This is a genomic window from Paenibacillus sp. FSL H8-0280 (assembly GCF_045040665.1).
GTDB classification, from domain to species: domain Bacteria; phylum Bacillota; class Bacilli; order Paenibacillales; family Paenibacillaceae; genus Paenibacillus; species Paenibacillus xylanexedens_A.
The window spans coordinates 3,632,554-3,656,385 of the sequence record NZ_CP150296.1; the positions used below are offsets into that span (position 1 = coordinate 3,632,554).

Here is a 23,832-nt window from a genome sequence, read left to right on the forward strand (position 1 = left end):
CCGACTATACAAAAACACTACTGACAACGGTATGTCAGTAGTGTTTTATGAAGTAACCATAAAATAAGAGTGATCGGATTGAACTAACGAGAAACGATAACGCAGGGGGAGGGATCTCACTGTGACCGGTTATAACGTTGATGGGGGAGCACTAAAGACTTTATAAGTATAATTGACAATTGTACTCCTGTGTACTATATTGTACTTATTGAGTAAGTACAATATAGTACACAGGGAACGCTGAATTTTTAATAGAAAGACGGTGTTTAAACGAAAAGTAAGGAGGAGAATGATGAAAAAAGAAACCAGATTTGGAGTGCAACCTAGTTCAAAAGGGAAAACCTTTACTAAAAAATAATCTAATTGGGGTACCTATATGGAGATTATCATAAGCAGCAATACAAGTAAGCCCATCTATGAACAAATAACATCACAGATCAAAGCGATGATTATGAGTGGAGAATTAAAGACTGGCGACCCCATTCCATCGATGCGATCTATGGCAAAATCTATTCATGTCAGTGTGATTACTGTTCAAAAGGCCTATGAGGATTTGCAGAGGGACGGTTTTATAGAGACTACCGTAGGACGGGGAAGTTTTGTTTCCGCGCAAAACAAAAATTTCTATCAAGAAGAAATCCAGCGCAAAGCTGAGGGACTTTTGCAGGAAGCCGCAGATATTGGACGTACAAATGGTATTCCTGTCGAAAAACTCATTGAGTTATTAAAGCTGTTCTATGAGGAGGAGTAATGATCATGAATCATGCTTTGACTGTAAATGGACTGACAAAGGCGTATCACGACTTTGTTCTGGACAATGTATCATTTCATGTACCGCGCGGGTCGATTGTGGGGTTGATTGGCCAAAACGGTGCAGGAAAGAGCACAACCATCAATTCGATTCTTGGATTGAAAAATAAGGATTCCGGCACGGTGACGATTTTGGGCAAGCAGGATCAGGAAATTGACAATGCTGTTCGCAATCAGATTGGTGTTGTGTTTGACGGAAGTAATTTCCCGGAAGGATTATCACCCAAAAAACTAAACCGTGTCTTCCAAAATATCTTTGCAGCTTGGGATGAAGAGAAATACTATTCTTTGCTAACTGAACTATCCTTACCTGCAGACAAAAAGATCAAAGAGTTTTCTAAAGGGATGAAAATGAAGCTGTCTATTGCTGTCGCACTTTCTCATGGTTCCAAACTTCTGATCCTGGATGAAGCGACGAGCGGACTTGATCCTGTTGTTCGTGATGATATTCTGGATTTATTTTTGGAATTTGTGCAGGACGAAAGTAACTCTATCCTGGTATCCTCACATATCACAAGTGATTTGGAGAAAGTCGCTGATTATATCGTATTCATTCATAACGGCAAGGTAATTTTCAACAAACCAAAGGATGAATTGCGATATAAGTATGGGATCATTAAATGTGGTACGGCACAGTATGATGCCCTTGATAAACAAGATATAATCGCTTACCGGAAGCAGGATTATGCTTGGGAAGTATTAGTTGCCGATAAAGATTTGGCACAAAAGAAATACCCGAATGCAGTGATTGATCCTGCCACCATTGATGATATTATGCTGTTATATATAAAGGGGGAGAGAACATGAAAGGGCTTATGCTGAAAGATTTCTATGCTATTAAGGATGCGTTGCTTATCCCCCTAATATTAATGGTCGTCATTGGAATCGTTTTGTCCGTCGTAAGCTCTCCTTGGCTTTTGATTGTGATCGCAGGAACCTCATTTGGAATGATGGCGGTAATGAGCATTCAAAGTGACAAAACAGCGCAGTGGGATAAATTTTGCGCTACACTTCCCGTCTCAAGAATTCAAAGCGCTTCAAGCAAATACGGTTTGTATGTGCTCCTTAGCCTGTTTGGAATTTTGGTTGCGACTGTAATTTGTATTATTGCTTCAATGATATTATCGAGCTTTGAGTTATCTGCTGTATATGTGAATGTATCCTTTGCGCTTATTCTTGCATTTCTGCCAGCCAGTGTGAATATCCCTAGTTCTTTTTTACTCGATGGAGAAAAAAGTATTGCCGGAATAATCCTATCTTATGTAGTCACTGCCCTTGCCATTGCAGGATTAAGAACATTGCTAGGTTACTATATGAACATAGAAGAAAATCTACTTTTATTATACGGAGTAGTAGCCGCGTTTAGTGTTGTCGTATATATACTCTCATGGATCATATGCCCAAGATGGCTAAGCCGTAAAGAATTATGAGGCAAAAACAGGAAACATTAATCAATCTAGTACAACTGAATGTATCCGTTATCTCAGAGCCAGACGTTAAAGCGCAGAGCTGATGACCGCGAGCAGAATCGCAGTTGTCGGCTCTCTTTGCATTCATTCATAACGTTCGATACTCATTTTTACACTGAAGGGCTAATGACACGAAGTGAGCGTAAGGCTAAAAATCGATTGTACTTGGTGGTAAACAGTGTTACTCTAAAAGTCTGTGTTCGACAATATATTTAATACTAGCCACCAATTTAGTTATAAAGAAAGGTAACACTATGATAAAAGTTGAAAACCTATCCTTCTCATTTCCACAAAAGGAACTATATAAAAACATTTCATTTACGTTTGAAGAGGCACAACATTGTGCTTTTATCGGAACAAGCGGAAGTGGAAAAAGCACATTGATCGATATCCTGATGGATCCAGAACGATATTTGTTCGAGGGCAAGTTAGAGATAGACCCAGATTGCAGAATCGGGTATGTGAGTCAGTTTTTGCAAGTAGATAAAACAAAAGAAATGACCGTTTTTGAATATATCGCAGAAGAATTCATCAAGATACAAGATGAAATTACAGCGATTTATGCGGAGATGGCCACCACATCGAATATGGATTCCCTGATGGAAAAGCTTCAATTGGCTTTGGATGCATTCGAGGCGATGGATGGGGATAATTACGAAAAAAACATCAATAAACAGTTAAACCTTGCCAACCTCATGAAGCTCAAAGATCTTAGTATATCCGCCGTAAGCGGCGGGGAATTCAAACTTATTCAAGTGATGAAGGAAATGCTGAATCGTCCAGACTTCATGATTATGGACGAACCTGATGTATTTTTAGACTTTGAAAACCTGAACGCGCTTAAAAAATTGATTAACACACACAAGGGAATGTTGCTGGTCGTTACGCACAACCGATATCTGTTGAACCATTGTTTCAACAAAATCATACACCTAGAAAACACAGAGCTCCAAGAGTTTGACGGGCGATATATCGATTACAACTTCTCACTGCTTCAGTCTAAGATCGAACTGCAAGAAATCGCAGTTGCTGAAGCTGAAGAAATTGAGAGATACGATCACATCATCGACAATCTTAGAGAGATCGCCACATATAATTCCGAAGCCTCCAGAGGCAGAGCGTTAAAAGCCAGAGTCAAGTTTCAAGAGAGATTGGAAGCACGTCGAATAAAAGAGCCATTTGTCGATATCAAACAGCCGAATATCCATTTTGGAATCGATAAGGAAATGGAAGACACCGTGGTGGTTAACGTCAATAACTATAACGTTTCCTTTGACGAGTTGCTTTTGGAAAATGTGAACTTTGAGATCAAATCTACAGATAAAGTAGCCCTGATCGGTCCTAACGGTACCGGGAAAACGACTTTACTCCGAGAAATCTTTAAAAATAATCAGGATGCCATTGAAATAAATACTGATGTTAAAGTGGCCTATTTATCTCAGGTTCAAGGCGAAATGCTAAAAGATTCGAATACCATCCTTAATGAATTCATTGATTCCGGCTTTCAAACGTATGATGAAATTAGATCGTATCTTCCAAACTATGGCTTTGAAGGAGAAATCCTTGATCAAAAGATTGAATCTTTATCTGGTGGAGAAAAAAACATGCTTCAACTGGCTAAAGTTTCTGCCAGTCAAGCCAACGTATTGCTCCTAGATGAACCGACAAGCCATCTGGACATCTATACACAAATCGCATTGGAGAAAGCCATTGAGGACTACAAAGGTGCGATTATCATGATTTCTCATGATTTCTATTCGGTTGTAAATGGTATGGATTATGTTTTAATTATCGAGGACAAAACGATTAGTAAAATGAGTATAGAAGAATTTAGACAGATGATTTATACGAGTCATTTTGATGAAAACTATCTAGAAAATGAACAAAAGAAAAAGTCTGTTGAAATGAAAATTGAATTGGCTTTAAAAGATACTAATTTTGAACTTGCAAAGAGTCTGGTTGATGAGCTGGAAAAGCTGATTAAGCTGCTTTAGACAAGGTGAATATTCCATAAATCTAAATCCCCCTGTATGTGGATTATTCCGCATACAGGGGGATTTACTTCTAGAAACAGCTAAACGAGCTGATTCGCTGCAGATCAATGCCGGTGTATAGCCAGAAGAAGCCATTCCAACGGAAGCCAGCCACTGAATTTCTACCTACAAATACCGGGTACATCCAGAAGCCCTGACCACGATCCGGCCAAATATATGTGTAGCGAAACAGGCAACCGGATATGGCTCTTGGATCTACCGCATATAACGAAGCGGGTTGCTGTGGAATGAATGATGGTGGCGGCCCTGTAGGTGCCTGCACGCCTTGTGGTCCGCCGCCTCCACCCCCGGGGAACGATGGCGGACCAGGAAATCCGCCGGGTCCTCCTGGTCCTCCGGGACCCCCAGGTCCGCCAAACCCTCCACCAGGTCCAAAAGGAGGTAAAAATGTCATATCACATCACTCCTGTTCATTAGTCTAATGTATTGTATGTAGGCAATTGAGAAGGGGAATGGGTGGAAGCCTATAGAAGGCCGCTAATAATCAAGTCGAATCAAGCAAATCAAATTGCAGAAAAATGTCGAATAAAGTGATTGCTAACTAAATTATTGTGTGATATTATGATTCAGTAAACGTTTACATCAACAACGAATTAAATATTAGCAGTGTTTGGCTGTTACTGGTAAAGCAGGCATGACCAAAATGATTTTGCATTTTCCTTATGTGAGTAGGGGAAGGCATATCGTTTTGGTCTTTTTTATATCCAAATTCAGAAATGAGGCATTGGTATGGATTATCGCAAGCTGGGACAAGAGATAACGGAATTGGTTGGGAAGAAGGATAATATCGCTCGGCTTACGCACTGCGCAACTCGACTTCGGTTCGAACTGCACGACATCTCCAAAGCGGAGACAGAAAAACTCAAAGCACTTCCAGGTGTCATTACTGTTGTGAACAATGGTGGACAATACCAGGTCGTTGTGGGCAATGAGGTGCAGCAGGTCTACCGAGTTATCACTCAGCAGATGGGTTCAGCTACCCGAAGTGCGGAATCCAAATCGGATTCTGGCAAAAATAACGGACCAAAACAAAAACAGAGCTGGATCTCCAGATTCATCAGCGTGATCTCAACAACATTTACTCCGGTAATTCCGGCAATCATTGGCGCGGGTATGATCAAAGCCATATTAGCCGTACTTGTGCTGACAGGTCTTGTAACGACAGAAAGCCAAAACTACTATATCCTTAATACCATTGCGGACGCGGCTTTTTATTTCATGCCTATTCTGCTGGCTTATGGAGCTTCCATTAAATTTGAAACTAGTCCCATTCTGGCCATGACAGTTGCCGGCGTGTTATTACACCCGGGATGGAGCGCCCTGATGGCGGAAGGAAAAGACGTGTTTTTCATCGGTGTTCCAGTTCGACTAACCGATTACGCGGGCTCCGTGCTGCCGATTATTATCGTTGTTTGGCTCATGTCCTATATTGAACGTTTCGCGGATCGGGTATCGCCTTCAATGATCAAATTTTTCACGAAACCAATGATTGTACTATTGATTACAGCACCACTTGCATTAGTGGCCATCGGCCCTTTCGGAACATACCTAAATGATCTGGTGGCGATGGGTGCAGAAGCAATTAATGCCAGAGCCAGTTGGCTGATTCCTTTGTTAATGGGCACTTTGCAACCGTTCCTGATTGTAACAGGCACTGCATGGGCGATGACGCCGATTGCAACTAGCCAACTAACCAAAAATGGATATGAAATGATCAACGGTCCGGGAATGCTCGCGTCCAATATTGCTCAAGGTGGGGCCACCCTTGCTGTAGCATTGAAAACAAAAAACAAAAAACTGAAACAGCTCGCTGCTTCATCCGGTTTCACCGCTGTGCTGGGCATCACGGAACCATCCTTGTACGGTGTAACGCTGAAACTGAAGAAACCCTTAATTGCCGCAATGATCGGTGGTGGTGTAGCAGGGATATACGCTGGTCTGACCGGATTAGTACGTTATGCCTTCGTGTCTCCAGGGCTTGCCGCGTTACCTGCATTCATTGGCAGCAATCCGATGAACATCGTTCATGCCATTGTGACTTGTCTGATCGCTTTTATCGTTACCTTTGCTCTGACATGGATCATTGGTTTTGAAGATCCAGTGGACGATGAAGAAGAAGGAAATACCAACGTTAACGATGACAAGACACTTTCCGGGCAGCCTGTTCAAGACAACAGCTCAAGCACACAGTCTTCTACAATAACAAATGCAAATGTACCGAGCCAAAATGAATTACGCCCACTTACGATCACCAGTCCGATGCAAGGGGAATTAGTCCACCTTGACCGTGTACCAGACGATGTCTTCTCTTTGGGATTACTGGGTAAGGGCGCTGCCATTATTCCTGCCAAAGGAGAACTGTATGCACCAATCACAGGTGAAGTTACGGCTTTCATGGACTCCAAACATGCGGTCAAATTAAATGGTTATGATGGAGAAGAGGTGCTCATTCATATTGGAGTGGATACCGTCAACCTGAAGGGGCGACATTTCAACTCTTCCATTAAAGTAGGGGATCGCGTACAACGGGGTGACTTGTTGATCCGCTTTGATATCGATGCCATCAAGGCAGAAGGGTATGAAGTCATAACCCCGATCATTATCGCCAATTCGGATCGTTTCCCGGACATTAAGCTGGAGAAACAGAGCCCTGTGGAGGTTGGAGCGACCATTATCCACCTTTCGTAACAACCGTAATATGGTCCGTCACATATCTTGATCAACATTTAAAATGAAGGAGTGTTTGAGATGTTATATCAACACATCAAACCATTCCCCAATGAATTTCTGTGGGGAGGCTCTACCTCGGCCTATCAAGTGGAGGGAGCTTGGAACGAAGATGGCAAAGGCCTGTCCGTCATCGATATGTGTGATCATCCGGCTGGAACCGCCGATTTCACAGTTGCGAGCGATCACTATCACCGATTCAGAGAAGACGTGAAGCTTTTTGCAGAGCTGGGCCTCAAAGCATATCGTTTTTCAATTGCATGGACTCGAATCTTGCCTTCAGGCACAGGAGCTGTTAATAAGAAGGGACTCGACTTTTATCACCAATTGATTGACGAATTGCTCCTTCATGGTATTGAGCCCATTGTGACCATGTACCATTTCGACTTACCCTACGAGCTTGAGAAAAACGGAGGATGGAACAACCGGGGGACGATCGATGCCTTCGTCGAGTATGGGCGTATCTTGTTTGAGCATTACGGGCATAAAGTGAAATATTGGTTGACCATTAATGAGCAAAATACGATGATTCTTCATCCCGGTGCTATTGGTACACCAAAAGGCGGGCGTTTGCCATCCAATAAGGAACTGTATCAGCAAAATCATCACATGTTTGTAGCTCAAGGCAGAACGATGCGACTATTTCATGATATGCTCCCGCAAGGCAAGATTGGTCCTGCATTAAACATGACTTCCATGTACCAGGCAACTTCCAAACCAGCCGATGCAATCGCTGCTCATAACTGGGAGACGATTCGTGGATGGGGTTTTCTCGACTTATCGGTGTGGGGACGGTATAATCCATTATTCTGGAGTTATTTACAGGAACGCGGCATAGAGCCGGTTATTGAGCAGGGTGACATGGAAGATATCCAGTCTGGCCGCCCCGATCTGGTAGCAATCAACTACTACTCGACGGCAACCATTGCCGCCAGTATGGGAGATGCGTCGGATGTTACAGCTCGTGCAGGGGATCAGCAAATTATGCTTGGTGAGCAGGGGGTTTACCGGGCAGCGGAGAATCCTTATACCGAAAAAACAAAATATGGCTGGGTCATCGACCCGGTTGGCCTAAGGCTGACATTGCGTAAGGTATGTGAACGATATGGTCTCCCTATTCTAATTACGGAAAATGGTATTGGAGCCCCGGATGTACTTGAGGCAGATAACACCATTAACGATACGTACCGGATTGATTTTATCGAGAAACATCTGGAACAGATCAGACTGGCTCTAACAGATGGAGTAGATGTGATTGGTTATTGCCCTTGGTCCGTTATTGACGTGGTAAGCACACATCAGGGGTATGGGAAACGTTATGGAATGATCTATGTAAACCGTGGTGAACAGGATCTGAAAGACTTGAAGCGTTTGAAGAAGAAAAGCTTCTCGTGGTATCAAGAGGTCATTAAACAGAATGGCAGATGTATCGGAAATTCGGATCAGGCGGTCACGAAAGAATAAAGGATCGTGATGAATTCATGAGAGTAATCAAAATATTAAATAACAGCTTGCTTCTGACCAAAGATGATCAGGGACAAGAGATGATTGTCATGGGAAAAGGGTTGGCATTCAAAGGCAAAGTCGGCGAGCGAATCGATGAGGAGCATATCCAGAAACGATTCATTCTGCAAAATAATCCGTCTGCCCAGGCTTACGTACGAACCATCGAAAACATGCCAGAAAAACATGTGAATGTCATAAACAAACTGATTACCAATGCAAAAGAACAGTTGTCTCTTGACGACCAAATCTTCTTTACGCTTATGGATCACTTGTCGTTTGCCATTGAACGATGGAAAAAAGGTGTAGCATTACAGAATCGCATGTTATGGGAGATCCAGAGGTTTCATCCTGTCGAATTCGAACTGGGCCTTGAAGCCGTTCAGATGCTGAATCTAGAATTGGGTATTGAACTGCCGGAAGAAGAAGCAGGGAATATCGCTTTTCATTTCGTGAATGCCCAAACGCATGAGCAGAATATGGAGCGCACAATGCAATCCGTTAAGATGTTAAAAGATATTTTTAACCTGATACAATACACCTTTGATATGCAATTGAACAAAAATTCCATTCATTATGTGAGACTTGTCACACATCTGCAATTCTTCATCCAGCGTTTACAAGAAGGACGTCTGGGCAATTCGGCGAAAGATTTTATATTTCAACACATGGTGAAGGAGCATCCGCTTGAATACAAATGCGCGGAGATGATCAAAACCTACGTGCAGAATATGCTGGATATCTCCATATCGAACGAGGAATTATTATATTTGATGATTCACATTGCTCGAATTGTGCAGGAGGAACAGGGTGACGAGGGACGATTATAAAAAAAAGTTTATATGCCTGTTAGTGAACAGAAAAAAGATACTTTCTAACTATGACCGTTTTCTCGTATTTTATCGGGAAACGGTCTTTTATTCTTGCAAATATGTAGCGACTTTTTTGATATTCCACGCGAACGAACTCCAGTTTCCTAAACTAACAATTACCAAAAGATAACTTTTTTATTATAACTATTGGAAATTTGTTATATGTAAGCGCTATCCAAAGAGCTATAATCTATTTATCTGGATGTTAATCCGTTCAGAAATACTTAGACCAAATCAAGAGGAGGAATTGTATGAGACGGTTAGGTCAATGGAATATAACAGCCTTGGTTCTTGTGCTGGTACTCGCCCTGCTTCCATTTTCGAATGTCTCACATGCAGCCAAAGCAGTTACGGAAGTGGAGGGAGGTCATTTGAGCACAAACTTTGAAGACGGTACACTTCAGGGATGGACTCCACGTACAGGTAACGAAAGGCTGACAGTGACACAGCAGGAAGCACACGAAGGTCAGTCCAGTATGCTGGTCGCCAACCGTGAGCGTTCCTATCATGGACCGATGTTATCCATGAAGGATCTGCTTAAGCGTAACCAAGAGTACGAAATTGCGGCATATGTAAGACTTACTCAGGAGCCCACCACGGATCAAACACTACAGCTCACCACATATAAAAAAACAACTGCCGAAAGCTGGAACCCAATCGGTAGCGTGAAAATTGCCAAAACAGAATGGAATACATGGCACAAGATCACCGGAAAATTTCAGTATAGCGATGATCCCACTGAATTGAATTTGTTCATCGAAACACCCTACATCTCTGAAGATAGCGTAGATACGTTATCGTTCTATGTGGATGATGTATCATTTACTCTGGCCGAGCAACTGGAGATTGAAGAAGGGATTCTGTCTCTGAAGGACCTGTATCAAGATGATTTCCCCATTGGTGCAGCGGTGTATCGCTGGCAGTTGGAAGGCGCATATGGACAACTGCTCACAAAGCACTTTAACAGCTTGACCGCAACCTACGAGATGAAACCAAAGTACATGTCTCCTTCCGAAGGTGTTTATGAGTTCGAGGCAGCCGATCAATATGTTCAGTTCGCCGAGGAGCATGGTATGGGCGTACGCGCACATGCGTTGTTGTGGCATATTGATGCAGCAGAGTGGATGTTCAAGGATCCTCAGGGTAACCCTGCGAGTCGAGAATTACTTCTTGCCCGGATTCAGGATTACGTTGAAACCGTCATGACCCGATACAAAGGTAAGATCTATGCCTGGGATGTGGTAAACGAGGCGATTGCGGATAGCAACGGTGATGCCAACGGTTTACGTAAAAGTCCCTTTTATGAACTAATCGGTCCGGATTACATTGAAAAAACCTATGAATTCGCTCGTGCAGCCGATCCGGATGCCAAATTATATTACAACGAATACTTCACGGAAGTTCCTGAGAAAAGAGAGCATATGTATCGGTTGGTCAAACGACTGAAAGAGAAAGGGCTCATCGATGGTGTGGGTTTGCAATCCCACTATAACCTGGAATCCCCGCCCATCGAGGAAATTGAAAAAACGATCAACATGTTCGCCGAACTTGGATTGGATATTCAGATCACGGAACTGGATGTTGATAGCGGAATTCCATTTGGTGAAGAGATGTCCGATGAAGTCGCAGTAAAGCAGGCGTATCGATATAAGGAACTGTTGGATTTGTACAAAAAACACAAAGACCACATTTCTTCAGTTACCTTATGGGGACTCCAAGATGAGAAGTCTTACAACAACCAGGCTATGCTGTTTGATTCAGCCCTTAAGGCCAAAAAAGCATACTGGGGACTTGTGGATGAATCCAGCTTGCCTGTGTTGACACAGAGAGCCGTCTCACTTTCGGGTAAACCGGATATCAAAAAACAGTCACAAGATCCGCTCTGGAACAAAGCGGTGTCTACTCCACTGAAGGGTGACTCTTCGGGATCAGCCAGTTTCCGCACCTTATGGGATCATAGTAACCTGTATATCCTCGTGGATGTTCAGGATGCGAAGGCAGATGTGAATGACAAAGTAGATATCTTTGTTGATCTCAATAATGGCAAGACCACTTCATATGAAGTAGATGACCGACATGTAATCATTAAGCGGGTTGGCAAAGCTGAGGGCGTGGAGCAGCGTTCATATCGTGTACGCGAGACCAAAACCGGATATCAGGTTGAATTGTCCATTCCGTGGGGTGGTATCCAAGTCGGATCAGAATATGAAGCCGGATTGGATATCCGTGTGACTGATGGCGGTATAAGTGGGACACAACCTTATAATCCACTGTACTGGAATGATCGAACACAATCTCAGGAACAGGATACAAGCAAATACGGCGTGATTCAGCTTGCCCCTATGCCCAAATCTGCACAAGCTGTACAAGGGATTGTTCAGATTGATGGGAAGAAAGACACATCATGGAATAAGGCTGCACCGTTTGAAGTAAACCGGTTGAACCAAAGCGAAGGTGCAGAGGCAGTGGCTCGCGCAATGTGGTCAGGTGAATATCTATACCTGCTGATCGACGTCACTGATCCAAACATCATCACAGATAGCATCAACCCATGGGATCAGGATTCGGTTGAGATTTTCCTGGACGAGAATCACCAGCGCACACCGTATTTTCAATATGATGATGCCCAGTTCAGAATCAGTGCAGACAATGTAGGAACCTTTGCAGGCGGTGCCTCACCCGGACGCCTTGTAAGTGCTGTGAAGAAAACAAATAAAGGATACCTCGTAGAAGCCAGAATTCATTTACAATCATTGACGCCCAAAACAGGAAATGTTCTCGGCTTCGAGCTTCAAATTAACGACAACCAGGGCGGAGGTAAGCAGAGCGTAGCTAAATGGAATGATACGACCAATGAGAGCTGGAGAAACACTTCCCAGTACGGAATACTCACTTTTGTGGGAAAGAACAAACTCGGGCATTAAACCATCGGCAGTAGTTGCAAGAATAGAAACCATCATAACAGTGGCTAAAACTCAACCATTGTTGTGATGGTTTTCATCGTTTACATACGTCACTCAAGCTGATGAGGGCGATACAATCTGCCTTGACTATATTTAACAGCCCTTGATATACTAAATGAATGTTATTTTTTCTTTTATGTGGATAAGAAAGTAATTAACTACATACTAACCGTTTGCGAGGGAGCCTTAACCGGCTGAGAGGGTGTTAAACCGACCTTACCTGATTTGGATAATGCCAACGTAGGGATGCAACGATGAAACACTGTACTTGGGTAGCTCATGCGAACTCCCTTGTTTTAGTGTATTTGTCTGCGAAACATCCTATGGATGTTTCGTTTTTTTTGTTTTTAAATACGTACATTATGAATTGGAGGAACACATGTTGACTATTTCAGAGAGACTATATCAGGCAGCACAGCCTGTGTGGAAGGAATGTCTTGAGCATCCCTTTGTTAAAGGGATCGGAGATGGTTCCTTACCGGTTGAACAATTTCGTTATTATTTGCTGCAAGACTACTTGTACCTGTTCGATTATGCCCGTGTATTTGCACTAGGTATCGTCAAGTCGCACGACCCCAAATTGATGCAGTTTTTTAGTGAAAACGTAGATAACATCCTGAATGGTGAAATGAAAATTCATCGTTCTTATATGGAGCGATTAGGAATAACAGAGGATCATGTTTTTCAGGTAAAACCTGCACTGAAAAATGCAGCCTATACTAACTATATGCTCTCTGTTTCCCATGCGGGTGGCATAGCAGAAGTACTTGTATCCATTCTGGCCTGCTCATGGAGCTATGCAGAGATTGGTCAAGTTCTTTCCCAAAAGCCTGGTGCAGCTGAGCATCCTTTTTACGGAGAGTGGATCACAGGATATGCTTCCTCTGAATACAACAGCAGCAATCAATCCCTTGTGACGTTAACGGATAAGCTATTAGAAGGCTGTAGCGAGGGAACGTACCAACGGATGGAAGATATTTTCGTGATGTGCAGTCGCTTTGAGCTTGATTTTTGGGAGATGTCATGGAGGCTGGAGCCTTGAGTTCACCGGTAGTTAATTCAATGAGAGAGTACCATATGACGCCACTCATTCAGATTCATTTAAGAATTGCCATCTATGATGATTACATATAAAAAGATTCAACAACAATCATGAGGTGATGGCAATGAGCATATACAAATGGCCTAAATTTATCGGTGTAGCGGTGTTATGTACTGCAATGCTGACGGCATGCAGCTCGACTAATCAAGAGAATGGAGACTCGGACAACAATCCGACTGAAAAGGAACAAACGAATACGGATAATCAGAGTAAAACGGAGAATACTGCGCAGACAGTAGGGTATGCCGATCAAATCAACAAAACTGAGGTTATGTCCATTTCGATTGATGTGGATGAAACGGCATGGAAAGAAATGCTGGATAATGCAAATGAGGAGCAGTACATCTCAGCTAATATTACGATTAACGGAACAACGATTGAAAACGTCGGAATTCGTCCAAAGGGTAACTCCAGCCTTCGGCAAGTCGCTAGCGATGATACAACGGATCGATATAGTTTCAAAATCAAGTTTGATGAGTATGTTAAGGATCAAACTTGGATGGGGTTGGACAAGCTCGTTGTGAACAACATGATTAGCGACAATAGTTATATGAAGGAATACTTGAGTTATGACATCATGAGTTATATTGGCGTAGACGCACCCTTATTCGCGTTCTCCAATATTAGTGTAAATGGAGAGACTTGGGGTTTGTACCTGGCTGTTGAAGACATTGACAGCGGATATCTCGCCCGAGCCAAGAATGATGAGGGTGAACTTTACAAACCGAACAATGATGACAACATGGGGGCAGGAGGAATGGGAGGGCCAGATGGCAATCCTTTTGCACAAGGGTATGGAAATATGCAGCCACCTACTGAAGGTATGGCGCCACCGGATGGTGCAAGTCCACCGAATATGAACAGCGGGACAGGGGAAGATGGAGCGAATACACTACCGGAAGCAGGTATGAAGGGTAACCGTGGTCCAGGTGGTATGGATGGAAGCGGCAATGGTGTTTCATTGGTGTATACCGATGACAAATCATCCAGTTACTCCGCCATCTTCGACAATGCTGAGACCAAAACAACAGAGGAAGATTATCAGCGTGTCATTGAATCGCTCAAAAACTTGAGCACAGGTACCGAACTGGAGAAATATGTGGATGTGGACGAAGTTCTGAGATATTTTGCAGCCCACACGGTCGTTGTCAATATGGACAGTTACACGTCCAACATGGGACATAACTATTATCTGTATGAAAACGATGGACAGATCAGCATGTTGCCCTGGGACTACAACATGGCCTTCGGTGGATTTCAAGCTGGTTCTGCCTCCGATGTCGTGAATCTGGCGATTGATACGCCGGTATCAGGGGGCAGCCTGGACGAACGTCCAATTTTAGGAAAGCTCCTTGAGGTGCCGGAGTATAAGGCCAAGTATCATGAATATTTGCAGGAGATCGTAGATGGATACTTCGCAGACGGAAAATATGAAGAAAAAGTGCAAAGCCTGAACAACATGATCTCAGAATATGTGAAGCAAGACCCTACAGCGTTTATTACGTATGATAAGTACGAGGAAGCTGTTACAGAATTGACCAAACTTGGCTCGCTGCGTGCAGAAAGTATACAAGGGCAACTGGACGGGAATATCCCTTCCACGACCGAGAAACAAAAAGAGGACTCGAATTCACTGATTGATGCTTCTTCGGTTGACCTGTCCAAACTGGGTGAAAATAATACGCGAGGAGGCATGGGAGGTCGCGGTCGTGAAGCTGCAGAGAGTAATCAGTCTCAGGATGGAAAATAAGTGAATTACGTAAAGCGAACAGATAATCAAGATGAGTTCAGTGATCAGCAAAAGATCGGACATTGAAGTAGACGGATAGCCTGACATTTAATAAAACCAATGCGTACCGACATTTTGTCGTTCGCATTGGTTTTTTGTTCCTTGGACATTTTCAAAAACACGTAGAAAAAGACGATTAAGGGCCAGGTATTAGAAAAAGTCTGGAACATATTATAGGTAATATCTATTCAAATATGTTAAGGAGGATATCATAAAACCTATGTTACCTATGGAAAAGTATTTCGGTAAGTTAGAACTCGTTCATTCCTTTTACGGGGCTATGCCTACAGGCGTTAGTGTATCCGAAACCGGGCGTATCTTTATTTGTTTTCCAAAATGGGGAGATGACGTCAGATTTACGGTAGCGGAAATTGTTGAGGGTCAGATGCAACCTTATCCTAATGTAGAAACGAATTTGATCAACCCATTGAATATCGTTATGTCCTTCATCAGTGTCCAAAGTGTTGTTGCAGATGGAAGGGGAACCTTGTGGGTACTGGACACGGCTGCACCAAATTTTTCTGAGCCAATTAAAGGAGGGGCAAAATTAGTCGCTGTAGATTTAAAAACAAATACAATAAGAAAAGTATATACATTTGCTGATGATGTAGTCTTGCCGACAACGTATCTGAATGATGTCCGATTTGACTTTCGTGTAGGAAAAGCAGGTTTCGCATATATAACGGACTCTTCTTCCAGAGGGCCAGGCGCTATTATCGTTGTAAATTTAGAAAATGGAAATGCGTATAGACGGTTAAATGGAGCAAATTCAACTTCACCTGATCCATATTTTTTACCGAAAGTGGAAGGTGAAATTTTGATAAATCGAAACACCGATGGTTCAACATCTCCCTTTCAATTGGCCTCTGATGGTATAGCGATCTCCCCAGATGGAAAAATGTTATTTTTTTGTCCACTATCCAGTCGTTATCTATACTCAATCTCAACAGAAGCTCTGCGAGACAGAACGATACCGGATCTCAATTTAAGTTATCTTGTGCAGTATTGGGGAGAAAAGGGGGCTTCTGATGGAATGATAACGGATGCAAAAGGAAACGTTTATGCTGGAGACTATGAAAACGATAGCATTCGAAAAATATCCCCGAATGGAATCATGGAAACCATCGCCCATGATCCGAGAATTTTATGGCCGGATACTTTTTCTATTGGTCCAGATCAATATTTATATGTAATTGTGAACCAATTACATAGGCAGGCCAGATTTCATTACGGAAAAGACCTGCGACAAAAACCCTATAGTCTACTACGTATGATAATAGATGAATTACCTGCTCCTACCTTTTGATATGTTGCGTAAGTCGAATCTGCCCTAAGACATCATTAAACAATTGAACAACAAGCTCTGATATAATAAGCAAATAGCGGCGATCTATTTTCTATGGAGGTGAGGCTATTGAAAACAATCGGGGTAGGATTCTTACATGCACAGCTCTATGCAAAGCCAGTGAAGAATATGGCAATGCTTTGCATAGAGCCTGGGAATAATCACATTGCCAACGACGAATCGTAATATTCTACTAACTGGCTTTGCACCTTATTGATCTATTAAATAAGGAGTGAGGCCCATGAAATATTCAAAAGCCGAGTCTATTTTTCCGGAAGAATTGTTACGTATCATTCAAGAATACGTTCAAGGCGAATTGGTTTATATCCCCAAACCCAAAGAGACGCATCTAAAATGGGGCGAGAAAACAGAGAGCAAGAGTAAGGTCTCTGCTCGAAACGCTGAGATTAAATCCTTATTCCTTAATGGAATCAGGGTAGAGGAGTTGGCGGATCGGTATTTCTTGTCCTGTGAAAGCATTAAGAAAATAGTCTATACAAAGAATTAATGCTATCCGCTAACACGTCTTATCGACGGTTTAGCGGATTTTGTTCAAAGATGACTTAAATCAACTTATACATAGTAACCGCACCCCTAAATCAATAGACTCAAGCTAAGGTTGTTGTGATGAAGGACAGCCGGATCATGAAAAGGGGTGTAATAAATGAACGAAAACATAAAGAAGATGCTGCTGGACAAAAATGAACTGCTCATTAAAATGGTGATCGAACGCGTAAAAAGAGATTTTCAAGACGATATCGCCATTATTGGGCTTACTGGTTCATTTAGCACCGGGGACTTTCACGAGAAGAGCGATCTTGATTTAATTATCATTAATAATACAGAAAGGGGATGGGAAATATCCGATTGTTTCATCTTGGACGACGTTGGATATGACATCTATTGCACGCCATGGGATTCAAGAATACAAGAGCAATCCACCTTGGAGAGTCCCAACGTATCGAGCCTAACCGACCTCAAAATACTCTACTATGCAACGCCTGAGGATTTGGAGAAATTGAACGACTTTCGGCAAAAAACTCTTGATGCACTTGCAACCCCGATAGGAGAAGCATGTCTTAATCGCGCAAATAAATGGATCGATATGGCTAAGCAAGCATATAGCGATACGATGCTGGGTGAAGATATCGGTTCAGTTCGATATGCATCTGCTGACGTTCTGTACAATCTAGTCAATGCCTTGGTGAGTATGAATAACACGTGTATCAAACGAGGAATCAAGCGATATTTGGAAGAGATACGTTCGTTTCGTTATGTTCCGGATGATCTCGAATCCTTATACATGTCAATCATTGAAGCTCATACCATTGAAGATATCCGAATAACATCTTTTAATATGTTGAACAGTGTTACCAGGTTACATAGCACGATGTGTGATAACTTCATTGTTAAACCGGCTCCGACCTTTGATAATCTAAGGGGAACATACGAAGAATTGTGGTGCAACTACCGCAATAAAATTTTGAACAGTGTTACAGCGAACAATGCTTCCTACGTCTTTCTTTCGGCCTTTGGAGCACATGGGTATCTTGATGAAATGGCCATGGAGAAAGGCACCAAGAAATATGATCTTATGCAGTACTTTGATGCAAGTAATTTACCAGTTATGAAAGAGAAGCTCCTTGAAGTGATGGATGATTATCTAGAAGAGTATGATAAGGTCGGCAGAACAGTCGAACATTTTACAACCTTCGAGCAACTATATGCCCATTATATGAATCACTGACTTTACATTCATTTATAAGTCCGCGGAGACGGGACTGTAGACAATCTTTCAGATTTATTTTCCGATTCTGTTATTAAATGAAGAATTTAGGTGCAACTCTAGTAGTCCCAATTAGGGGTCTTCAAAGCACCTGATGCGAAAGCCAACGGAATCAAAACCAACAGTGGTTGCAACTAAAAAAACATTAATCGTTAATTTATTGACCCCAGCTCGCTTAACCGGCTGAGGTTTTTTCATATGCATTGAAAAAAATGCAGATTACCACATGCATTCTCACCGAATAAAAGAATCCTGATCCCGATTTACCCTCATTCTCGAACATGATGAGGCTTAGTATACAAATTGCCGGTCGTATGATTTTTCGATTACAGGACAAGATATTAACCTTATCACCATTTTATTACTTTGATAAAGGAGAAGACCATGGTTGAAAAACACGAGCCTCAAATGAAAAATCATCAAAAGTCTACATGGCTTGATGATTTAAAACAGATATTAAACCATATGGAAGATGCCGAAATCATTGAGCACAAAATAGGTACGAGTGCTTCAGTCCATCTTTTATTTATAAAAACATTAATAGATCAAGAGCGTTTAAACGAGGCGATTATTCAGCCACTTCATCAATCAGTCGGAAATTCGCTTTCTTCATGCATAATCAATTCTGATGTTTCAGAAGTTGTATCGATCGAAGATGCTGGGCAAAAAATAATGCAAGGATATATTCTTCTATACGATTCAGTCAACGATCAATGGCTAGGCATACAGTTGGAAAATCCTCTTGGCCGGGCAATTGAACCTTCCCAAACGGAAACTGTTATATATGGAGCGAAAGATAGCTTCAGCGAACAAATCGATAATAACATTACAATGTTGCGCAGACGTTTGCCTATAACGACATTAAAAACGGAAAGCTTCACTATCGGATCACTAAGTAAAACAAAAGTTGTGTTAATGTACATAGACGGAATAATTAATCCGGAATTTGTTTCCATTGCAAGAGAGAAAATTGAAAGTGTGGATTTCGATCAGTTTTTAGACTCCGCACAGCTTGCAGCTTTTATTGAAGATCATAACCATACGGTCTTTCCCCAGTTTCTACAAACGGATCGGCCGGATGCCTGCGCCTTCGCTTTAGGTGAGGGTAAGCTGACTTTATTAGTCTCCAATTCACCGTTTGCTTTAATTTGTCCCATTACATTATTCCATCTATTCCAATCGCCAGAAGATTACTTTCTTCGTTGGCCGGTAGCTAGTTTTTTACGTTTAATGAGGTATGGAAGTTTTATTATTTCTTTGACGATGATTCCTTTTTATGTTGCGTTAACGACATTTCATTACCAAATGGTTCCGCTGCCGATTCTCTTCGTATTATTGGAATCGAGAAGCAAATTGCCCTTTACTCCGTTTGTGGAAGGAATTTTCATGATCGTAACGCTGGAAATTATCAAAGAAGCAAGTTTGCGAATGCCGACCAAAACCAGTCAAACTTTAGGGGTTATTGGTGGTATTGTCATTGGACAAGCAGCTGTAGAAGCAGGCTTTGCAAGTAAAGTATTAATTGTTTTGATGGGTATATCCGCTATTGCTTTCTTTTTAGTTCCGAATTATCAAATGACAAAATCCATGGTTCTGTTGCAATTGCTTCTTCTTATCCTTGCATCGTTTCTTGGGTTGCCGGGAATCGTGATCGGGCTGATCGGGATTCTTGCACATATCCATGCATTAACGTCATTAGGTCAACCTTATTTAGCGCCTCTTTCTCCTTTTTATGGGAAGGATTGGATTGACCTCTTTATTCGCGGGCCTTTGATTTGGATGAAAACGCGTCCGAATAATCTAAAACCACTACAGAAATGGCGACAGGAGAAGATGAAAAAATGAAGACTTTATCCTTATTCAATCAAACTTCCACCCTTGGCGGCATCCATTTCCTTTTATTGGTTAATCGTACGCAAATGCATTACTTTATTTTAATCATGCCCGTTTATTTGGTTCATTCGTATATGGTTTGGGGAATTGTCGCCTTGGGGCTACTGTCCCAACTTAATTTGATGATGCTGTCCAAATGGTTTACTTCCAGTTATGCAAGGAGAGGCTATCAAGGAATTGTACAGCTATTTGGGAAACGGACAGTTCAAGTTTTCGCAATACTTGGTTTTTTGATCATATTGTTAAAAATCTCAATCATAACACTGGGTTACGTTGAAATGCTCCATAATTTTATTTATCCATCAATGAATAAAAAGTGGCTGATCCTATTTATTCTTTCGATCAGCTTATTTGTGGCTTCACATGGAATGGAGAAAACATTGCGTTTTGTCGTTATCGCCTTTCTTTGTGGGGCGTGGATCTTAATCATGTTTATTCCTTTTTTCTTTCCACCGATTGCAAATTACCGCGATCTGTATCCTCTATTACCCACCGAATGGTCAGGACATTCATGGCAGGGTTTGTTGTTTATTTGGTCGGCATTTTCTGGTCCAGTATATTTGGCCTTTATGGTTCCATGGTTGAGCTCCAATAAAAAAATATCAAAATATCTTGTCATCGGAAACATGCTGACGATCTTGGAATATTCATTATTGTTCATTGCTTCGGTATTGTTTTACGGTTCAAACTTTTTAAGCAAGATCAACTTTCCGGTAGTATATATGGGAAGCTACATTCAAATGAGTGGTTTAGAACGGATCGATTACATCCTTATCTCTTTCCATATGTTTAATTATGTATTTGACATTTCAATTCTTCTGTTGTGTTTTTATGGAGCAGGAAGAGTCTTTATGAAAAAAATGAACGAAGGCACAACTCGGATCGGATTATTGTCGAGTTGGGTCATCATTTTGATAAGTATCATCATAATGGATCAATGGTTATGGCAAACGGTTCCGGGTCAAAAGATGTTACTGAACGTTCAAATCTGGCTCGGTGCATTCATTTATTTACTTGTTCCTACGATCCTTTTCACTATGGTTAAACGAAAGGAGAGTATGTAGGCATGATACCATACAAGCATTATGGTTTATTGGCGATTGTAAGCCTTATGTGGATGGCCGGTTGCTCTTCTCCATATGCCGAGAACAATATGATCGAAGAGATCGCTCCGGTAGTTTTCTGGTCGGTTGACAAGGGGACGGAGGGAAAGTTTAAAATCAGCACTTTAGTACCACCACTCATCAAAGAAAAAAAACGATTTCTCTCCAAGGAAGTTGATCTGTTAAAGCAGGGAGGCAAGGAATTTAATTTAATTTATTATCGGGAATTAAAACAGGGGCAGCTGCGAATGTTATTAATCAATGAGGAACTGGCCAAAAAAGAAGGCATTGAAAAGCTGATCAATACGATATTGGTTGATCCCGATATTTCAATGCGTGTCTATTTATTGATTGTCAGAGGTGATTTTGATGAATACATAAAAAATCAATTGACGAAGCAAGAAAACCAAGATTATTTTCTTTATCGGATGTTAAAGCATTACGAGGAACATAACCAAGGTGAAATGAGCATTGTCAATATTCATCAATTCATGAAGATGTTATATTCCCCTCTTAAGGATCCGATCCTGCCGGTTTTTCGTGCGGATAAAAACAACTTCAATTACGTAGGAACGGCCTTCTTCCAAAATGATAAAGAAGTAATGGTCACTCAAGACGTAAGCGATGAAATTTTTCAACTTCTGGATAACGATCATTTCTTAAAAGTCTTGGCCATTCCAAAGTTATCTATCAGTTTAGGACGTGTTCGATCCAATATTCGCATGAAATTATCGAGTGACTATTCATCCTTGTCTTTACATGTAGGATTGAACGGAAGAATTGAGGAATACCAGGGAGAACAGAATATACAAAGTGAGGAACAATTGGAACATTTAATTCATGAGATTGAGGTATACCTTGAGGAACAAACGTCAGAATTATTAAAAAGTATGCAACGGTTGAAAGTGAATCCCTTAGAGGTCGGAACACATTCACTTAAGCCTTTTTCTAAACCAATAACGGAAGAGCAATGGTCGAAATATTGGGAAAATATGAAAATTAATGTTGACTTCAACATCAAAATACAGCCTCTGATTAATGTTGAACGGCTGTCGTGATTCAAAAGATGCCCCCACATGATCAAATACATCATTGTGGGGGCATCTTTTTGTTCAAATCATGTACAAAGAGAGCTTATTGCTGCAGCTCGTGGCGGACAAGCCATTTGGATATCTTTAGAAAATGGAAAGTCTGACGATTTTATCGTCAACAATAACAAAATGATAATTCAATAATAGTGGATCGGGTAGACCAGTCTTGTCGTAGGTACCATCCAGCTCGCATGTTAGCACAATTTCATCACCTATTTTTTTTGCTAATGTTGGCTTTAACGTTACATTCGCCGCGAAATGGTTTTGATCACTCCATTCCCGAATCGCCTGTTTGCCATTTCGCTTTTTTCCTTCATCCAACACGACGGCACTTTCTGAGAAACAATCTACAAATGCTATCGGGTCTGGCTTGTTAGATGCAGTAATGTATTTGGCAATTACAGACGGTAAATGATTGAGATCCATATTGATTGTTCTCTCCCTTTATTAATTAATTTTTAGACGGTAGGGATCGTTCCCCCATCTATGACATATTCACTACCTGTAATAGATGCTGCTCGGTCTGAGACCAGAAATGCGACCAGTTCAGCGACTTCTTCAGGAAATCCTGGCCGACCAATTGGAATACCTCCGAGTGAAGTCATAAGTTGTTCGAGCGCACTTTCTCGACTTCCGGTTTCCGTTGCGATCCGATCAATTAATGCGTCAGCTGCTTCTGTCTGAATAAATCCGGGAGACAATGTATTGATGCGAATTCCTTGAGGGGAAAATTCATTCGATAATCCCTTGCTATAATTAGTCAGCGCGGCTTTGGCAGATGCATAAGCCAGTGTAGTTTCATATAAAGGCAAACGTCTCTGGATGGAAGTGAAATGAAGAATAACACCTGAATTATTTTCTAACATAAGTGGAATTAAGCCACGATCAAGTCGAACTGCTGCGAGTAAATTCCAATTTAATGTATGAAGCCAATCCTCATCACTCAATACAAGTGCGCCTCCTGGTCGTGTCGTTGATCCACCTACGCAATGGACAATAATATCGATACCTCCGAGTTGTTCTTTTACTGCAGTAATTATTTGCTCTACACCTTCAGGTGTGGCGAGATCTGCTTGAACAAATTTGACCGAATTTGGCAAGTCAGCAGATAGGGAACGGGCAGTAGTAAGAACTGTAGCTCCGCCGTTTGCAAGTCTTTTCACAACTGCTTGCCCCATTCCCTTTGTTCCTCCGGTTACAAGCACCCTTTTACCTTTAAATTCTGATACAGAGAACTCAAATTCTTTATGCATAACTATTCCTCCTAGTGATGGTATTCCATGATTAATTTGCAGTTGCTCTGTCTCTAAACCTTAATGTGTTGT

19 protein-coding genes and 1 riboswitch are annotated in these 23,832 nt (G+C 41.7%); of the genes, 16 read left to right on the plus strand and 3 right to left on the minus strand.

The features are described 5' to 3' along the window. Positions 1-376: 376 nt before the first annotated feature. The 4 genes from MHI12_RS16045 (at position 377) to MHI12_RS16060 (ending at position 4,273) form a co-directional block, all read left to right on the plus strand. Positions 377-751, plus strand: coding sequence for a GntR family transcriptional regulator (locus MHI12_RS16045; RefSeq protein WP_062834670.1), 375 nt, complete (start codon positions 377-379; stop codon positions 749-751). A 5-nt stretch (positions 752-756) separates the two neighbouring features. After that, a complete protein-coding gene (locus MHI12_RS16050) occupies positions 757-1,617 on the plus strand; it encodes an ABC transporter ATP-binding protein (protein ID WP_405169699.1) in 861 nt (286 codons plus the stop codon). After that, the gene (locus MHI12_RS16055) at positions 1,614-2,240 is read left to right on the plus strand and encodes an ABC-2 transporter permease (protein WP_405169700.1); all 627 of its coding nucleotides are present in this window, start codon (positions 1,614-1,616) and stop codon (positions 2,238-2,240) included. Before MHI12_RS16050 ends, MHI12_RS16055 begins: the two co-directional genes overlap by 4 nt. A gap of 293 nt (positions 2,241-2,533) precedes the next feature. Continuing rightward, a complete protein-coding gene (locus MHI12_RS16060) occupies positions 2,534-4,273 on the plus strand; it encodes an ABC-F family ATP-binding cassette domain-containing protein (RefSeq protein WP_405169701.1) in 1,740 nt (579 codons plus the stop codon). Positions 4,274-4,343: 70 nt separating this feature from the next. On the opposite strand, the gene MHI12_RS16065 is transcribed toward MHI12_RS16060, so the two are convergent. Next, entirely contained in the window at positions 4,344-4,727 is a 384-nt protein-coding gene (locus tag MHI12_RS16065) for a collagen-like protein (RefSeq protein ID WP_405169702.1), read from the minus strand. Between the two features lie 335 nt (positions 4,728-5,062). Between MHI12_RS16065 and MHI12_RS16070 the strand changes: the two genes are divergently transcribed. The 12 genes from MHI12_RS16070 to MHI12_RS16125 all read left to right on the plus strand — a co-directional run bounded on the left by MHI12_RS16070 (position 5,063) and on the right by MHI12_RS16125 (position 22,474). Then, complete coding sequence (locus tag MHI12_RS16070) at positions 5,063-7,021, plus strand: beta-glucoside-specific PTS transporter subunit IIABC (protein WP_405169703.1); 1,959 nt, start codon at positions 5,063-5,065, stop codon at positions 7,019-7,021. Positions 7,022-7,081: 60 nt separating this feature from the next. Continuing rightward, the gene (locus tag MHI12_RS16075) at positions 7,082-8,524 is read left to right on the plus strand and encodes a glycoside hydrolase family 1 protein (protein ID WP_405169704.1); all 1,443 of its coding nucleotides are present in this window, start codon (positions 7,082-7,084) and stop codon (positions 8,522-8,524) included. 17 nt (positions 8,525-8,541) lie between these two features. Continuing rightward, a complete protein-coding gene (gene licT / locus MHI12_RS16080) occupies positions 8,542-9,393 on the plus strand; it encodes a BglG family transcription antiterminator LicT (protein WP_405169705.1) in 852 nt (283 codons plus the stop codon). Between the two features lie 293 nt (positions 9,394-9,686). After that, the gene (locus tag MHI12_RS16085) at positions 9,687-12,359 is read left to right on the plus strand and encodes an endo-1,4-beta-xylanase (RefSeq protein ID WP_405169706.1); all 2,673 of its coding nucleotides are present in this window, start codon (positions 9,687-9,689) and stop codon (positions 12,357-12,359) included. Between the two features lie 206 nt (positions 12,360-12,565). Beyond that, positions 12,566-12,663: riboswitch (TPP riboswitch) on the plus strand. A gap of 114 nt (positions 12,664-12,777) precedes the next feature. Then, the gene (tenA, locus tag MHI12_RS16090; RefSeq protein WP_405169707.1) at positions 12,778-13,440 is read left to right on the plus strand and encodes a thiaminase II; all 663 of its coding nucleotides are present in this window, start codon (positions 12,778-12,780) and stop codon (positions 13,438-13,440) included. Between the two features lie 124 nt (positions 13,441-13,564). Then, complete coding sequence (locus MHI12_RS16095) at positions 13,565-15,250, plus strand: CotH kinase family protein (RefSeq protein ID WP_405169708.1); 1,686 nt, start codon at positions 13,565-13,567, stop codon at positions 15,248-15,250. A 250-nt stretch (positions 15,251-15,500) separates the two neighbouring features. Continuing rightward, positions 15,501-16,595, plus strand: coding sequence for an L-dopachrome tautomerase-related protein (locus MHI12_RS16100; RefSeq protein WP_405173007.1), 1,095 nt, complete (start codon positions 15,501-15,503; stop codon positions 16,593-16,595). A 280-nt stretch (positions 16,596-16,875) separates the two neighbouring features. Further along, positions 16,876-17,142 (plus strand): CD3324 family protein, encoded by a 267-nt coding sequence (locus tag MHI12_RS16105; RefSeq protein ID WP_076327501.1) that lies wholly within the window; start codon positions 16,876-16,878, stop codon positions 17,140-17,142. 156 nt (positions 17,143-17,298) lie between these two features. Next, a complete protein-coding gene (locus MHI12_RS16110) occupies positions 17,299-18,381 on the plus strand; it encodes a nucleotidyltransferase domain-containing protein (protein WP_405169709.1) in 1,083 nt (360 codons plus the stop codon). A gap of 423 nt (positions 18,382-18,804) precedes the next feature. Next, positions 18,805-20,265 (plus strand): spore germination protein, encoded by a 1,461-nt coding sequence (locus MHI12_RS16115; RefSeq protein WP_341007631.1) that lies wholly within the window; start codon positions 18,805-18,807, stop codon positions 20,263-20,265. Next, the gene (locus MHI12_RS16120; RefSeq protein WP_405169710.1) at positions 20,262-21,377 is read left to right on the plus strand and encodes a GerAB/ArcD/ProY family transporter; all 1,116 of its coding nucleotides are present in this window, start codon (positions 20,262-20,264) and stop codon (positions 21,375-21,377) included. The genes MHI12_RS16115 and MHI12_RS16120 overlap by 4 nt, the downstream gene beginning before the upstream one ends. 2 nt (positions 21,378-21,379) lie before the next feature. Next, the gene (locus MHI12_RS16125; protein ID WP_405169711.1) at positions 21,380-22,474 is read left to right on the plus strand and encodes a Ger(x)C family spore germination C-terminal domain-containing protein; all 1,095 of its coding nucleotides are present in this window, start codon (positions 21,380-21,382) and stop codon (positions 22,472-22,474) included. A 117-nt stretch (positions 22,475-22,591) separates the two neighbouring features. Here MHI12_RS16125 and MHI12_RS16130 read toward each other — a convergent pair whose 3' ends face one another. Together MHI12_RS16130 and MHI12_RS16135 are read right to left on the minus strand one after the other, a co-directional pair. Beyond that, a complete protein-coding gene (locus MHI12_RS16130; protein WP_405169712.1) occupies positions 22,592-22,933 on the minus strand; it encodes a nuclear transport factor 2 family protein in 342 nt (113 codons plus the stop codon). 32 nt (positions 22,934-22,965) lie between these two features. Beyond that, positions 22,966-23,760 carry an SDR family oxidoreductase gene (locus MHI12_RS16135; RefSeq protein ID WP_405169713.1) on the minus strand — a complete coding sequence of 265 codons (795 nt, stop codon included), beginning with the start codon at positions 23,758-23,760 and terminating at the stop codon, positions 22,966-22,968. Positions 23,761-23,832 lie beyond the last annotated feature (72 nt).